General features: G+C 34.6%; 11 protein-coding genes and 3 tRNA genes. 7 read left to right on the forward strand and 7 right to left on the reverse strand.

Annotated elements, in window-relative coordinates; genetic code table 11:
• Nucleotides 1-31: 31 nt before the first annotated feature.
• Both Y10_RS06755 and Y10_RS06760 read right to left on the reverse strand, forming a co-directional pair.
• Entirely contained in the window at nt 32-1,654 is a 1,623-nt protein-coding gene (locus Y10_RS06755; RefSeq protein WP_281764600.1) for an OmpA family protein, read from the reverse strand.
• A 172-nt stretch (nt 1,655-1,826) separates the two neighbouring features.
• Nucleotides 1,827-3,353: a GH3 auxin-responsive promoter family protein gene (locus Y10_RS06760; protein WP_281764601.1), complete on the reverse strand. Its 1,527-nt coding sequence runs from the start codon at nt 3,351-3,353 to the stop codon at nt 1,827-1,829.
• Nucleotides 3,354-3,483: 130 nt separating this feature from the next.
• Here Y10_RS06760 and Y10_RS06765 point away from each other — a divergent pair, with 130 nt between their 5' ends.
• Both Y10_RS06765 and Y10_RS06770 read left to right on the forward strand, forming a co-directional pair.
• Nucleotides 3,484-4,278: a DUF2797 domain-containing protein gene (locus Y10_RS06765; protein WP_281764602.1), complete on the forward strand. Its 795-nt coding sequence runs from the start codon at nt 3,484-3,486 to the stop codon at nt 4,276-4,278.
• 59 nt (nt 4,279-4,337) lie between these two features.
• Nucleotides 4,338-4,559, forward strand: coding sequence for a hypothetical protein (locus Y10_RS06770; RefSeq protein ID WP_281764603.1), 222 nt, complete (start codon nt 4,338-4,340; stop codon nt 4,557-4,559).
• 51 nt (nt 4,560-4,610) lie between these two features.
• On the opposite strand, the gene Y10_RS06775 is transcribed toward Y10_RS06770, so the two are convergent.
• Genes Y10_RS06775 through sppA form a run of 3 tightly spaced genes read right to left on the reverse strand, consistent with a single transcriptional unit; the run spans nt 4,611 to nt 9,811 of the window.
• Nucleotides 4,611-7,268 carry an AsmA-like C-terminal region-containing protein gene (locus Y10_RS06775; RefSeq protein WP_281764604.1) on the reverse strand — a complete coding sequence of 886 codons (2,658 nt, stop codon included), beginning with the start codon at nt 7,266-7,268 and terminating at the stop codon, nt 4,611-4,613.
• Nucleotides 7,269-7,324: 56 nt separating this feature from the next.
• Nucleotides 7,325-8,032, reverse strand: a complete 708-nt coding sequence (locus tag Y10_RS06780; RefSeq protein WP_281764605.1) for a queuosine precursor transporter — start codon at nt 8,030-8,032, stop codon at nt 7,325-7,327.
• Between the two features lie 3 nt (nt 8,033-8,035).
• Complete coding sequence (gene sppA / locus Y10_RS06785; protein ID WP_281764606.1) at nt 8,036-9,811, reverse strand: signal peptide peptidase SppA; 1,776 nt, start codon at nt 9,809-9,811, stop codon at nt 8,036-8,038.
• A 72-nt stretch (nt 9,812-9,883) separates the two neighbouring features.
• Between sppA and folK the strand changes: the two genes are divergently transcribed.
• Nucleotides 9,884-11,014, forward strand: a complete 1,131-nt coding sequence (gene folK / locus Y10_RS06790; protein WP_281764607.1) for a 2-amino-4-hydroxy-6-hydroxymethyldihydropteridine diphosphokinase — start codon at nt 9,884-9,886, stop codon at nt 11,012-11,014.
• A gap of 1 nt (nt 11,015) precedes the next feature.
• On the opposite strand, the gene Y10_RS06795 is transcribed toward folK, so the two are convergent.
• Together Y10_RS06795 and Y10_RS06800 are read right to left on the reverse strand one after the other, a co-directional pair.
• Nucleotides 11,016-11,543: an RNA methyltransferase gene (locus tag Y10_RS06795; RefSeq protein ID WP_281764608.1), complete on the reverse strand. Its 528-nt coding sequence runs from the start codon at nt 11,541-11,543 to the stop codon at nt 11,016-11,018.
• Nucleotides 11,544-11,622: 79 nt separating this feature from the next.
• Nucleotides 11,623-12,075, reverse strand: coding sequence for a DUF1573 domain-containing protein (locus Y10_RS06800; protein ID WP_281764609.1), 453 nt, complete (start codon nt 12,073-12,075; stop codon nt 11,623-11,625).
• Nucleotides 12,076-12,265: 190 nt separating this feature from the next.
• On the opposite strand from Y10_RS06800, the gene mutS reads away from it, so the two are divergent.
• The 4 genes from mutS to Y10_RS06820 all read left to right on the forward strand — a co-directional run bounded on the left by mutS (nt 12,266) and on the right by Y10_RS06820 (nt 15,298).
• Nucleotides 12,266-14,839 carry a DNA mismatch repair protein MutS gene (gene mutS / locus Y10_RS06805; RefSeq protein ID WP_281764773.1) on the forward strand — a complete coding sequence of 858 codons (2,574 nt, stop codon included), beginning with the start codon at nt 12,266-12,268 and terminating at the stop codon, nt 14,837-14,839.
• A 123-nt stretch (nt 14,840-14,962) separates the two neighbouring features.
• Nucleotides 14,963-15,035, forward strand: a tRNA-Gly gene (locus tag Y10_RS06810).
• 15 nt (nt 15,036-15,050) lie between these two features.
• Nucleotides 15,051-15,136, forward strand: a tRNA-Leu gene (locus Y10_RS06815).
• A 76-nt stretch (nt 15,137-15,212) separates the two neighbouring features.
• Nucleotides 15,213-15,298 (forward strand) — tRNA-Leu (locus Y10_RS06820).
• Nucleotides 15,299-15,370: the final 72 nt, after the last annotated feature.

The following is a 15,370-nucleotide window of genomic DNA, read 5'->3' on the forward strand; positions in this document are numbered from 1 at the left end:
TGACAGGCTTTTTTAATATGCTATATTTTTATTAGTTAAGCGCTACAGTAGTGTTTGTTTTTGCTTTAACTCTAATTTGTACTCTTCTGTTTTGAGAAAGTTGAGACTCGTCACATTCGTCACAACTTAATGTTGGGTGGTGTTCACCGTAAGCATTTACATTAATAATTGAAGCATCAACGTTTGTGTTTGCTATGATGAAATCTTTAACTGCTTCACCTCTTCTTTCAGATAATTTCTGGTTGTAATCATCAGAACTTCTTGAGTCAGCAAAAGCTTCAATTGTAATTTCATAAGCATCAGTAGTTCCTAATTCTTGAATTAAGTCGTTTAACTCGTCAGCACTTACAGTTGCTTTGTTAGTGTCAAATAAAACAACTTTATCTAAAATGAATTCTTCAGCATATAATGGCTCAACTTTTTCAAGAGGAATAATCTCATTGTAAACAAAGTCAGCTTTATCACCGTCTAATGCTTCAAATCCTTTAATGTTTTGCTTAAATCCTTCTTTCTCTGTGTAAATAGCGTAAGAAGCGTATGGTAAAACATTTAAGTGAATTTGTCCGTTTTCATCGGTAGTTGTAGTAGCGTACACTCTGTTGTACTCGTCTTTAATAATAACATTTGCATTTGCTAATGGACTGTTGTTATCATCAAGAATTATAATATCTAAGAATTGTTTGATTTTGTCTCTACTAAAAGCATACATATCGTAACCACCTTTACCACCTTCTCTGTTAGAAGTAAAGAAACCTTCGTCTTGAGCGTCAATCATAAAACCAAAGTCATCAGAGATACTGTTTATAGATGATCCCATGTTTACTGGGAAGTGGAATTTATTGTTGATAAACTTACTTTCAAAGATGTCAAAACCTCCTAAACCGTAATGTCCTTCAGATGAGAAATATAAAGCGTTGTTTAGGTAGTAAGGATAATTTTCGTCTTTAGAAGTGTTTATTTGGTTTCCTAAGTTTCTTGGTGTTCCACAAGAACCATCTTCTGCAATATTCACCACAAAAATATCGTATCCTCCTAAAGTTCCTGGCATGTTAGATGCAAAGAAAAGTTGACTACCGTCTTTGGATATGTATGGTGTATCATAGTCGAAACCTTCCATGTTAAAATCTAACATTTCAAGATTTACCCATTGTCTTTCTTTTTTATCTAAAACAGCTCTAAATATTTTTAAAGGCTCTTTATCTCCTTCTTGTACATTTCTAGTAAAGTATACAGTTTTCTCATCACCTGTAAAACTAACGTGAGTTTGGTTTGTCTTTTGTTGATTTAAAACACTAGAGAAAAAAGTTGAGTGAACAATCTCTCTATCTTTAGCGATGTCTCCACAAAATAACTCTTTGTAAGCCTCATTAGTGTTAGGATCGATCTCAGATTTGAAAAGACCAATTTTTTTAGCTGAAGAATAAATTAACTTATTCTTGTATACGTGATTTGTAAGATCTGAGAACTCACTATTTACTTCAAGGTTTTTAACTTCGTAGTTAAATCCGCTTGGATCTAATTTGTTGATTCTTCTTTCTCTAATCGGAAAACGTTCAACTGAATTATTCCCTTCTGCGATTGCAACATCTTCCTGAGCATTGATTCCTGTTAAAGATGCAAAAAATAATAATGCGATTAAATTTAAAGTTTTCATTTCGATTTCGGTTTAAGTATTTTTTAGCGACACTTCAAAAGTACTACTAGAACCCTCCGGAATACAAAAATGTAAAACCTTATTTGTTAAGTTGTTAGTTATCCTCGATTAACTGCATAATTTGTTACTTTTAAGTTTGTGTTAAGCGTATAAAAATATGTAAAGTGGTGATTTATAGCATTATAGTTTGATTCATTTTAAGTAATTCCTCGATGTAACTCCTGTGGTTAGACAGTCTTGGTATTTTATGTTGTCCCCCGAGTTTATTATGTTTTTTAAGCCAATTGTAGAATAATTTTTCTCTAGCAATGTGAACTTTAGGTAAGTTTAGCGTTATGTTTAAATAACGTTTGGCTTCATAATCTGAGTTAAGTTCCATTAGTTTCTTGTCGAGAATAATGGTAAACTCTGTTAGGTTATTCGGACATTTTTTAAATTCTATCATCCATTCATGTGCACCTTTTTCAGTACCTTCCATAAAAATAGGTGCAGCAGTATAATCTATTATTTCACAATCTAATTGTAAGCAAGCATGTTTTAAAGCTTCTTCTGCGTTTTCAATAATTAGCTCTTCACCAAAAGTATTTATGTAATGCTTGGTACGTCCGGTAATTTTAATGCGGTACGGACTTAGTGAGGTGAATCTAACAGTGTCTCCAATTATATATCTCCACAAACCTGCATTAGTAGTAATTACTACAGCATAGTTGGTGTTTAATTGTACTTGCTCTAGAGGTAGGGTTTGTTGGTTAGGGGTACCGTAGGTATCCATAGGTATAAACTCATAAAAAATACCGTAATCTAGCATCAGCAAAAGTTCCTTGCTATCGTTGGTGTCTTGTATAGCAAAAAAGCCTTCAGAAGCATTGTAGGTTTCATAATATCTAAAGTTTCCATTAGGAATGAGTTTTTGGTATTGGTCTGCGTAAGGGGTAAAGCTTACACCTCCATGAAAGTATACTTCCAAATTTTCCCATATTTCTAAAATATGTTGTTTGCCCGTTTTTTCTATCAGTTTGTTTAATAATACTAGCATCCATGAAGGAACACCAGCTAAACTGGTTACGTTTTCTTGCAGGCTTTCTTCTATAATGGCTTCCATTTTATGTTCCCATTCGCTCATTAAAGAAACCTTGTTAGAAGGGGTGCTGCTAAATTCGGCCCACAGGGGCATATTGTCTATTAAAATGGCTGAAAGATCTCCAAAATAAGTGCCATTGTCTTCATAGATTTTTTTACTACCACCAAGGCGTAAACTTTTACCTAAAAATAATTCAGAGTCTTCATTGTTATTTAAGTAAATACACAGCAGGTCTTTGCTAGATTTAAAATGGCAATCTTGTAAAGATTCTTCACTTACCGGAATAAATTTACTTTTAGCGTTTGTGGTTCCACTAGATTTTGCAAACCACTTAATTTCCGTAGGCCAAAAAATATTATGCTCTCTTTTTCTACATCTTTCTATGTAGGGCTCAAAATCTTCATACGTTGTAAGTGGTACGTTGTTTTTAAAGGCTTCGTAGTTTTTTAAACTTTCAAAATCATATTGTTTACCGTACATAGTTTCACCTGCTATATCTAATAGCTGGTGTAATAATTCATTTTGTACTTCATGTGGGTACTTTAAAAATAGTTCTATCTGATGAATTCTTTTTTTTAAAAACCAGGAAGCAACTGAATTGAATATAGGAATCGGCATTTTTTTGGCTACTTTTACAATTGTGAATTTAATCTATTTTAAGTATCCTTAAAATAGAAATCGATTCTCTAAAATAACTATAAAATAGTTAGCTAAAATAGATAGATTAATAAAATATAAAAGATTTAACATGTTTGAAGGTGTTCTTATAAAAATGATAACAGAATTGGCAGACCCAATACAATATTACTTGAAGTTTGCGAATGATTATATAAATATGAACCAATTACTAGACAAAAAGATAGCTATAAAATTTGTGAAGTATGAGTGTTTAAATTGTCATTTGAATAAGCCTATTTACCGTCAAGGGTTTTGTAAGTCTTGTTTTTTTGAGATACCTCAGGCAGCCGATTGGATTATGCGCCCTGAGCTTAGTAAGGCGCATTTGAATGAGGAGGATAGAGATTTGGAATATGAGAAGAAGGTGCAGCTACAGCCTCATATTGTTTACTTAGCTAATAGTAGTAATGTGAAAGTGGGAGTTACTAGAAAAAATCAAGTGCCTACTAGATGGATAGACCAAGGGGCTCATGAAGCTATTGAGGTGGTAGAAGTACCTAATAGATATTTAGCTGGTATAACAGAGGTGGCGTTGAAAGATCATGTGGGTGATAAAACCAACTGGAGAACCATGTTGAAAAATGAGATTAAGGATGAAGATCTTCAGGAATGGAAACATAAATTAAAGGAGTTTTTACCAGAAGAAGTTCAGGAATATTATTTGCCTAATAGCACAGAGCTTAATTTGAATTTTCCCGTATTGGAATATCCTACGAAATTAAAAAGTTTGAATTTAGAGAAGACACCCGAGTATGAAGGGGTGCTGAAAGGTATTAAAGGGCAGTATTTAATTTTTGAAGATAATACGGTTTTTAATGTAAGAGGTAACGAGGGTCAGGTTGTTAATATTTCTGTAGTGCGTTAATTGTTAGTTAAATAGAATGTGTTTGAGGTTGGTTTTAAGTATCTTAAAAAGAAAAACTTATGAAGTTACCAATCTCTTTGTATGTACTTACAACCAGTTTGCTGTTAGTGGCGGTTGTAATAATGGTGGGGATAGAGGTGCCTTTTAAATGGATTTTTATTACAACCATATTTGGGCAGGCTCTTTTAGTTTACATGGTTTATAGGGTATTAAAAGATGAATATGCTACTACCAAAACTTTTGATAATTTTTATGAAGATTATCCCATAGAACGAAAATAAAAAAGGCAGCTTTTAGCTGCCTTTTTTATTATGTACTAATAAGTGATTTCTTTATTCCTTTTCTTCTTCGTCACTTTTCTTTTTCTTGTTAAACAAACCGTTTAATGTGTTTTTTACAGCGTTTTTTACATCGGTTTTTGTATCAGACTCTTTCGTGTCTGTAGTATCTGTGGTGGTTTCGTTATTGCCGCCATTAAGAAAACCTGATAGGGTTTCTTTTACTTTATCAGTACCTTCTTTTACAAGTTTATCTTTTTGTTTTTCTATAATCTGATTGGTTAAATCGGTTACTGCTTTGCTAGCGTCTGTTTTAATTTTAGGACTCGTAAAAGTTCCTGTGATATTTGCGGTTACAGGTACTATGGTGTTCTCCATACTAGAGTCGTTTAGCTGACTTAACAACTTGGTTACATCACTTCCTAAATACTTAGCAGGGATGTTAAATGTAGCATTGTAACTCATGGTTTGGTCAAAACCGTGTGTACCCGATATATCTATAGCGATATCTTTATATTTAATTTGGAATGGAGAAACGGTTACTTTTCCGTTTTCAAATTCTAATAACGCTTTTAAATCTTTAAGGTTTAAATCAGATAAATTAATAAAACTAAGGTTGCTGTCTAAACTACTCAATACTTTAGAGTCGGCAGTATTAATACTATTACCTATAAGTTCTGCTAAGGCATTACCTGATAATGTGGTTAAATCAGGAGCCAAAGAATCGTCTAAATTACCAGATAAGCTTAATGAAGAATTTAAAGTACCTTCAATAGCGTCTGCAATAGGAGCTAAAGCTTTCAATAATTCTAATTCTTTAAATGCCTCAGATATGGTAAAAGATTTAATACCTAGATCCATATTAAAATTAGGAATGTCACCTTTGGTAGAAGCGCTACCATTTAAAGTTACGGTACCTCCTAAAAGGTTGGAAGAAACATCTTTTAGCGTAGCTGTTTCGTCTTTAATAAGTAAAGTACCCTTGGCGTTAGTAAGGTTTAAGTTGTCATATTTTACTTGTTTCGCATTCACAGTAACCGTAGCATCTAAAAAGTCAGGTATTTTTATTTGCGCGTCTTCGGTAGTGGTAGGGGTAGTAGTGGTTTCTGTAGTGGTAGTTTCTGGTTCAGTTTCTTCCACCATAAAATCACTTAAAGCAAAATTGTTAGAAGTAATATCAAAGTTTCCTTTTAGTAATTCATCATTAAACATATAACCTAAGAAATTACTAATGGAACCGGTAGCTTTAATGTCTGTAGAGCCCGATTTAGCATCAAATTCATTCAGACTTACTTTGGTATTATTAAAAGTTAAAGCCGTTTTATTAATAGTTAACGGATTTGCCATAGCATCTGAATTGTAAGTAAAACCGCTCAGTTGCATACTACCACTGTTGGTAGTGTTTTGGTATTGTTCACTTTCTATAGTAGCCATATCAAAAGCTGTAGAAATATCTGCTTTTAAAATACCAGATAATGGAATGTCTAACTCTACAGGGTAGGCTTTGCTTAGGTTAGCTAAGTTTACAGTTCCTTTAAAATTAGCTTTGGCTGTAAAGTTTTCCATTAAGTTGGTCATTAATGCCTTTGCAGCAAAGGTATCTTGGTCTATTTTAAATGAGAAGTTTTCTACGTTTACTACCATATCATCCATCATTCCTGTGCTGTTAGAAATATTAGTTTTAATGCTAATGTTTTCTACAGTTTTAGGTAGGTCTGGATATTTAAAACTTGCATTATCAGAACTAATGTCAACCGTAAGTGTTGGCATATCGTGCGTTTCATCAATCACACCTTTGGCTTCCCCTGTAATACTAAAAGCGCCTTTAGTTTCTACACCTTCAATATCTTTAGAATAAGTTTCAGGTATTAAAGCTAATAAGTTTTTAAAGTCGGTAGTAGGGGTTTTAAAACTAATGTCTACCATTTGGCCTTCGTCTAGTAATTGAACGTATCCATCAAATACCAATGGTAATTTATTGATAAGTAATTTGTTATCTAAAAACGAATATTTGTTGTTTGGTAAATCAATTCCAAATACAGCATCTAAGGTTAGCGCATTGTTGTTTAAATATGCGGTGCTATCCATTATAAAACTAACATTAGCAGTAGTTTTAGTAGTAAGCTTAGAATTATCTAACGATAAATCACCACTTCCAGAGTGGTTTAAATCGGTTACTAGAAATTCCATTCCCGTACTTGCATCAATATAATCTACTTGAGAGTTGGTAATTTCGTATCCTGAAACAGATAGCTCAAATCCTGAAGTACTTTCTGTAGTAGTGGTTTCTTCTTTTGTAGTGGTTGTTTCTTTTGAAATGTCGTAATTAGCTTCGCCGTTTTCGTTTACCAATACTTTTACTTTGGCACCATCAATGGCAAAATAGTCTAAGGTTAGTGGTTCATCTCCACTAGCAAAAAGTTGCGCTAACGACATTTTAAGGTCTACCTGTTTTACGGCAACCAAGGTGTCACCTAAAAACGGAGCGTAATTTACTAAACTAACATCAGATACGCGAACCGATGCATTGGGGAAATTTCTAATTAGACTAATGTCTGTTTCTGCAAATTCTAATTTTGCATTTAAGTTTTCGTTTACACTGTCTTTAATAAGCTGTTCTATCTTGCCTTTAAAAACAAATGGTATAGTAACTAATAATACAAAAATCACAAGAATAACAATTCCTGTAATCTTAAGGATTTTCTTCAGCATTTTGGATATGTTAAATTAGAAAGATGAAATTACTGCATTTGTAATTTAAAGAGTGTTTAATCTATGTTAATTTCTTCTCCTTGCTTTAATTTAAAGCGTTTATTGAACAGGTAAGTGAATAAATACAGCAATGGGGTGTCTAATAGTGCTACTATAAGTTTAAAGATAAAACCACTTATTACTAGACCGGTAAACATGCTCCAAGGTAATACTTCAAACAAGCATAATAATAAGATAACCGTAAGGGTGTCTATAAATTGTGAAGAAATAGTAGAGAAGTTGTTTCGTAACCAGAGGTGTTTTCCATTCGTGAATTTTTTCCAGAAATGGTAAATTCTTATATCTACAAATTGAGCAAATAGGTATGCCATCATTGATGCTAAAACTGCTACAGGGGATAACCCAAAAACTTTAGAAAATACCTCGTTGTTAATACCAGAATAGGAGGTGGCTTCTGTGTGGTTAGCAATAACAATAATGAGCATTGAAAATAACGAGGCTACGATGCCTACTTTTACAACCTGATTAGCTTTTTCTTTGCCGTAGATTTCAGAAATTAAATCGGTGATTAAAAATGTAACCGGGTAGGGTAACAGTCCTACAGAAATTTCAAAAAGCTTTGCACCGTAAATTTCAACCTCTCCAAACGGATACCAAAAAAAGAACTTTTGAAAAATAAGATTCGAAACTACCAAAGAGGTAATGAATATTGCTCCTAAGTAAAGGTAAATTTGAAATGCTAACTTCTTATCTTTTTCTGTCATAGGCTACTTTATATCAAGCTCATAAGGTAGTCTGGCTTGTATTCCTTTTAGTTGGTTTAATTCGTTTAATTTCTTTAAAATAGTATAGGTTTCAGTTCCTAATTCCTTTTCTAACTGTTCTTCTGCCAAAGTACTACTAGAGGCAAAACGGCCTAATAAGGTTTCTAACGAGGTTATATTCTCGTACTTAGGGTAGGTTTCTATGCTATACTCTGTAATATCTTTATCGTTAGCTAATGCTTCTATGGTAGCATTTAGTCCGCCTAGTTCATCTACTAGTCCTTTGTCTAAGGCATCTGTACCACTCCATACTCTACCTCTTGCAACGGCATCTACTTCTTCAAAAGTCATGTTTCTACCTTTAGCAACTTTGTTTACAAAGGTTTTATAGAAGTTTTCAATACTTTCTTGTATTTCGGTTCTTTTTTCCTCTGTTAACCCTTGAAAAATGCTATAGCCGTTAGAGGATTTGTTGGTGCCAACTTGTTGTGAGTTAATTCCCCAATTGTTAGCAAGTTCTTTAATATTTGGTAAAAGTCCAAATACACCTATAGACCCAGTAATGGTATTTGGTTCTGCAAATATTTTTTCAGCACCACAAGAAATGTAATATCCTCCAGAGGCTGCATAATTACCCATAGATACATAAACAGGTTTTACACTTTGTGTAACTTGCACTTCTCTCCAAATAATATCTGAAGCTAAAGCGCTACCGCCTGGAGAGTTTACACGTAGAACAATACCTTGTACGTCGTCATTTTCTCTGGCTTCTCTTAAAGCTTTTATCATTACATCCTGACCAATAATTTGGTTAGAACCTTCTGCATATTGTATTTCTCCTTGAGCAAAAATAACGGCTATTTTATTTGGCTTTTGGCCTATAAACAATTTTTTAGAAATATGCTCGGCGTACTCGTATATATTAACTGTTCTAAGTTCTTCAAAAGCCGGTAAGCCAGAAGCATCTTTTAAAAGCTCTTCGTATTGGTCTAAGTAAAATGCCTTGTCTATAATATGGTTAGCTACGGCTAGTTCGGCAGTTCTTGCGCCAAGTTCATCGGTTATGGTGTTAAATTGAGCAAAGTCTATACCTCTTGAGTTTGCCATGTCTGTGGCAATGGTTTTCCAAATTGAGCTTAATAATTCTGTAATTTGCTCTCTATTAGCAGGGCTCATTTCATTTTGTAAAAAAGGCTCTACAGCACTTTTATATTCTCCGTGTCTAATTACTTCTAATTTTATGCCTGTTTTATCTTGTAGGTCTTTGTAAAATAAAATTTCAGAAGAAAGTCCTTTGAGCTCTAAATCACCAACGGGAGTTAAAAAAACAGAATCGGCTACAGAAGCTAAATAATAGTCTTTTTGAGAATAACCATCAGAATAGCTGTATACAAATTTTCCTGAAGCTTTAAAATCTTCAATAGCGTCTCTAATAGCTTTTATATTTGCAAACCCACCTTGTATAAAGGTTGAGTTTTTAATGCTAATACCTGTGATGTCATCATCTGTTTTAGCATACTCAATAGCATCTAGTATGTGGTATAAGCCTGTATAATTTTCGTAGTTTAAAAATTCTAAATCTACATAGCTGTATTCGCCACCATAATCACTTAAAGGTAAATCAAGGTCAATTTCCAGAATACTATTGTGTTTTACTAGTACAATGTTTTCATCGGTAGAGGCTGCTGCTGTTGCAATTAGCAGAAAAAATAAAAAGATAAGTCCTGTTGCAATAAAGAAGCCTAATATAGCGGCAAGCAAATTTCTTAAAAAAGCCATATAAATCTGTTCATTAAAATACGGGCAAAGATAACTTATTGTGCATTGTTTTTATTTATTTTGCCCTTGATTATGAAAAAGCGTTCAAAAGTTTACATTGCTATTGGTAGCAATTTGGGAAATAAGTTACAGTATTTACAAAAATCATTAGTGTACATCACCAATGAGATTGGAACCATTGTGAAGATATCGCCTATTTTTGAAACTCCTGCTTGGGGTTTTGAAGGTGCCGACTTTTACAATGCATGTATTGCTGTGCAAACTTTTGAACCTGCTCAAGTAGTACTGCAAAAATTATTGCACATTGAAACGGAGTTGGGTAGGACACGTGCTGGAGGAGATGGGTACCAGTCTAGAACCATTGATTTAGATATTCTGTTTTACGATGATGAAGTAATTGATACAACCGATTTGCAATTACCGCACCCACAATTACACTTGCGTAATTTTGTTTTGGCACCCCTAGCAGCCATAGCGCCTGGTAAAGTACATCCTATATTTAAAAAATCAGTATTAGAATTGTTAGAGCAATCACCTGATGCGGGTGTTTGTAAAAATGTGGGGTATTTGCTGGAAGACCCTAAAAGAAAGCAGTTGTTTGCTAACTACAATTACATAGCTATAGAGGGTAATATTGGCGCTGGTAAAACTACCTTAGCAACTAAAATATCGGAAGATTTTAATGCTAAACTGATTTTAGAACGTTTTGCAGATAATCCGTTTTTGCCCAAGTTTTATGAAGATAATGCCAGATATGCATTCCCGTTAGAGATGTCTTTTTTAGCAGACAGATACCAACAGATATCTGATGATTTAGCGCAGTTTGATTTGTTTAAAGATTTTGTGGTGTCAGACTATGATGTGTTTAAATCGTTAATATTTGCAAAGGTAACCTTGCAACAGGAAGAGTTTAGCTTGTACCGAAAACTCTTTACCATTATGCACAAGGAAATGATAAAACCCGATTTGTACATTTACTTGCACCAAAACACGGAAAGATTATTGGCTAATATAAAGAAACGCGGTAGAATGTACGAACAAAAAATACCAGCTAGTTATCTTGAAAAAATAAACGAAGGGTATACTGAGTTTATGCGCTCTAAAAATGAGCACAATGTATTGGTAATAGATGTTTCTGATAAAGATTTTGTAGCCAATCCTGAAGATTATGAGGCTATTTTAGATCAGATTGCTAACTTCTAGGTTATTGTAGTTTTGTAAATAAATCCCATAGTACTACCCCTGTACTTACCGAAATATTTAAAGAGTGCTTGGTACCGTATTGCGGTATTTCAATAACACCATCACAAGCCGAAACAACTTTTTGAGCAACTCCTTTTACTTCGTTACCAAAAATAACAGCATACTTTTTAGAGGTGTCAGGTGTAAATTCATTTAGCATGGTAGCGTTTTCAGCTTGCTCTATAGCTAAGGTTTGTATGTTTTCTTTTTTTAAGTCTTCTACCAATGCTAGGGTATCTTCTTTATATTCCCAGTCAACACTGTCAGTAGCACCTAAAGCGGTTTTGTGGATGTCTTTATGTGGTGGAGTAGCCGTAATGCCACACAGGTAAATTTTTTCTATTAAAAAGGCATCAGAGGTTCTAAAAACAGAGCCAATATTGTTCAAACTTCTAATATTGTCTAGCACCACAATTAAGGGTGTTTTTTGACTTTCTTTAAAAGCATCAACATCTATACGGTTTAATTCGCTGTTTTTTAATTTTCTCATGGTTCCTTCTCTTTGTTTTGTGGTAAAAAAAAAACTTCCTCTGGTTAAGAGGAAGCTTGTATTTGTATGTAATTACAAATTACTTTTTGTCAGTAGCTACAGGAGCGTTAGGATCTGGTTCAACCGTACCGGTAATTCTAACTTTTTTCACTGGTGCATCTACTGCATTTGAGTTTACAGTTACCATTTTAGTAAAATGACCTACTCTGCTAGTAGCATATTTTACTTTAATAACACCTGATTCTCCTGGAGCAAAAGGCTTGTTTAACGGAGCAGTAGGAACTGTACATCCGCAAGAACCTTTTACGCTAGTTAACACTAAAGGAGCATTTCCTGTGTTTGTAAATTTAAACTCTCTAACACCATCACCTTTAAACTCAACTGTACCGTAATCTAAGATTTCAGTATCAAAAGAAATTTTTGGTCCATCAGCAGGAACTTCTTTTGCAGTTGTAGTAGTTGTAGTTGTTTGCGCAAATGTTGCAGTTAAGCTAAATAAAGCTAAACCACATGCTAATATTAAATTTTTCATATCTATAGTATTGAGTTTGTTGGTCAAATATATAAAATACCATGCCAAACAATCAATTTTGTTGCGAATATTTTATTTTTTTTAACAGTTTTAGGAGCTGCTATAATTCCTTAACTTCGCATTTTTAGTAGAAATTATAAAATCATAAGGTTTGTCGGCAAAATCCACTGCAAAAAAGGAAACTCCTTTAATGAAGCAATACAATCAGATAAAAGCAAAATATCCTGATGCGATGTTGCTATTTAGAGTAGGAGATTTTTATGAAACGTTTGGCGAAGATGCGGTAAAAGCATCGCAAATATTAGGTATTGTTTTAACCAATAGAAATAATGGTAGTGAACGTTCAGAGCTTGCCGGGTTTCCGCACCACTCGTTAAATACCTATTTGCCTAAATTGGTCAAAGCAGGGCAAAGGGTGGCTATTTGCGATCAGTTAGAAGACCCTAAACAAACCAAAACCATTGTAAAGCGTGGTGTTACCGAGTTGGTAACTCCAGGAGTTGCCTTAAATGACGATATTCTACACGCTAAAAGCAATAACTTTTTAAGTGCTATTTCTTTTGGTAAAACCTTTATAGGAATTTCTTTTTTAGATGTTTCTACAGGGGAGTTTTTAACGGCTCAGGGCTCTGCGGAGTATATAGATAAACTATTGCAAAACTTTGCCCCTAGTGAGTTATTGATTTCTAAAAAATGTAAAAAGCAGTTTCAAGAAACCTTTGGGAGTGATTTTCATACTTTCTTTTTAGAAGATTGGATTTTTCAGGAAGATTATGCTAATGAAACCCTTACGGGGCATTTTAAAACCAACTCTTTAAAAGGGTTTGGGGTAGCACATTTAACCGATGGTATTTTAGCCTCGGGGGCAGTGCTGCATTATTTAGGGGAAACCCAGCATAAGCAGCTACAACACATTACCACCTTAGCCAGAATTGCTGAAGATGAATATGTGTGGATGGATAGGTTCACCATTAGAAATCTTGAATTGTACAATGCTACTGCAGCTAATGCTGTTACCTTGTTAGATGTGATAGATAAAACTATATCGGCTATGGGAGGGCGTATGCTCAAACGTTGGTTGGCATTACCTCTTAAAAACAAAGACCGTATACTAGAGCGCCACAAAGTGGTGAAGTTTTTATTAGATAACCCACCGCTATTGCAAAAAATGCAATCGCAAATTAAGCAGATAGCCGATTTAGAACGATTGATTTCTAAAGTAGCTACCGGAAGAATTTGTCCGAGGGAGGTAGTGCAGTTAAAAAACTCTTTAGAAGCAGTAGTGCCCATAAAAAGTTTGGCATTACAATCGGGAGATGAGGCGTTGACTGTAGTAGGAGATAAGCTTCACGATTGTGAATTGCTGCGCACTAAAATTAAGGAGATGATTAATGAAGAGGCTCCTGTGAATATTTTAAAAGGACAAACCATTGCGGAAGGATTTTCTGAAGAATTGGATGAGTATAGAGGTTTAGCCTATTCTGGTAAAGATTATTTAGATAAAATGCTGGAGCGTGAAACTGAACGTACTGGCATCCCTTCTTTAAAAATAGCGAGTAACAATGTGTTTGGGTATTATATTGAAGTACGTAATACGCATAGAGATAAAGTGCCAGAGGAATGGACACGTAAACAAACCCTAGTAAATGCCGAGCGTTATATTACAGAAGAGTTAAAGGAGTATGAAGCAAAGATTTTAGGAGCGGAAGAAAAAATAACGGTGCTTGAGCAAGAGTTGTTTCAAAAATTGGTACAATGGTTACAAGGGTATATTACACAAGTACAATCAAATGCGGTACTTATTGCGCAATTGGACTGTTTATGCGGATTTGCACAACTGGCAAAAGAACATAACTACGTACAACCGCAGTTAGATGATACGTTTGTGTTGGATATTAAAAACGGTCGCCACCCGGTAATTGAAAAACAATTGCCTATTGGAGAGCCTTACATTGCCAATGATGTGGTTTTAGATAGAGAACAGCAACAAATTATTATGATTACCGGACCTAACATGAGTGGTAAGTCGGCTATCTTACGACAAACTGCTTTAATTGTGTTGTTAGCGCAAATAGGTTCGTTTGTACCAGCCGATGCGGTAAACATGGGCTTGGTAGATAAAATATTTACCCGTGTAGGGGCTAGCGATAACATTTCTATGGGGGAGTCTACCTTTATGGTAGAAATGAATGAGACGGCTTCTATTCTTAATAACATATCAGACCGCAGTTTGGTGTTGTTAGATGAAATAGGTAGAGGTACCAGTACCTATGATGGTATATCTATTGCCTGGGCTATTTCTGAGTATTTACACGAGCACCCTGCAAAAGCTAAAACTTTGTTTGCAACCCATTACCATGAGCTTAATGAAATGACCAATACCTTTAACCGTATTCGTAATTTTAATGTAGCGGTAAAGGAAACCAAAGACAATGTGTTGTTTTTACGTAAGCTGGTAGAAGGTGGTAGCGAGCATAGCTTTGGTATTCATGTAGCTAAAATGGCAGGTATGCCACAACAGGTAATTAAACGTGCTAATAAAATATTAAAGCAGTTAGAGAAATCGCATGCTGGGGAACACACCAAAGAAACCATGGCAGAGCTAGATGATGAAATGCAATTGAGCATTTTTAATTTAGACGATCCGTTGTTAATGGAGATTAAAGAAGAGATATTACATACCGATATAGATACGCTAACCCCAGTAGAAGCGCTTATGAAGTTGAATGAAATTAAGCGAATGTTGGTAAAGAAAACAAAATGATGAATTGATTTTTAAGGGGTTATAAAAAAATGTGATTTTTTTGATGCAAAAAACTTTGACGTTGCCATAAATGTGTTATATTTGCATCCGCAATCAAGGAATTGCAAACGTTCTTAAAAATATGCGAAAATAGCTCAGCTGGTAGAGCGCAACCTTGCCAAGGTTGAGGTCGCGGGTTCGAACCCCGTTTTTCGCTCATGTACTGTATAACGCTCGAGTGGTGGAATTGGTAGACACGCTGGACTTAAAATCCAGTGAACAGTAATGTTCGTGCGGGTTCAAGTCCCGCCTCGAGTACAAAAAGCCTTATCGCTTTTGATGAGGCTTTTTTTCTATTTTCAAGTAGTGTTATGCAGTTATATATACAATATTCGCTCGAGTGGTGGAATTGGTAGACACGCTGGACTTAAAATCCAGTGAACAGTAATGTTCGTGCGGGTTCAAGTCCCGCCTCGAGTACAAAAAGCCTTATCATTTTTTTGATAAGGCTTTTTTGTTTTTTTAAGGTTTTAAGTGATTTCCACCAATCCT

It is taken from the genome of Neptunitalea lumnitzerae, assembly GCF_027924185.1.
In the GTDB taxonomy this organism is placed as follows: domain Bacteria; phylum Bacteroidota; class Bacteroidia; order Flavobacteriales; family Flavobacteriaceae; genus Neptunitalea; species Neptunitalea lumnitzerae.

Coding starts and splice junctions, on each gene's coding strand:
- Y10_RS06795 (WP_281764608.1), bottom strand. CDS start 11,543: ATGAGAAAATTAAAAAACAGCGAATTAAACCGTATAGATGTTGATGCT.
- Y10_RS06775 (WP_281764604.1), bottom strand. CDS start 7,268: ATGCTGAAGAAAATCCTTAAGATTACAGGAATTGTTATTCTTGTGATT.
- Y10_RS06760 (WP_281764601.1), bottom strand. CDS start 3,353: ATGCCGATTCCTATATTCAATTCAGTTGCTTCCTGGTTTTTAAAAAAA.
- mutS (WP_281764773.1), top strand. CDS start 12,266: ATGAAGCAATACAATCAGATAAAAGCAAAATATCCTGATGCGATGTTG.
- Y10_RS06780 (WP_281764605.1), bottom strand. CDS start 8,032: ATGACAGAAAAAGATAAGAAGTTAGCATTTCAAATTTACCTTTACTTA.
- sppA (WP_281764606.1), bottom strand. CDS start 9,811: ATGGCTTTTTTAAGAAATTTGCTTGCCGCTATATTAGGCTTCTTTATT.
- folK (WP_281764607.1), top strand. CDS start 9,884: ATGAAAAAGCGTTCAAAAGTTTACATTGCTATTGGTAGCAATTTGGGA.
- Y10_RS06770 (WP_281764603.1), top strand. CDS start 4,338: ATGAAGTTACCAATCTCTTTGTATGTACTTACAACCAGTTTGCTGTTA.
- Y10_RS06765 (WP_281764602.1), top strand. CDS start 3,484: ATGTTTGAAGGTGTTCTTATAAAAATGATAACAGAATTGGCAGACCCA.
- Y10_RS06800 (WP_281764609.1), bottom strand. CDS start 12,075: ATGAAAAATTTAATATTAGCATGTGGTTTAGCTTTATTTAGCTTAACT.
- Y10_RS06755 (WP_281764600.1), bottom strand. CDS start 1,654: ATGAAAACTTTAAATTTAATCGCATTATTATTTTTTGCATCTTTAACA.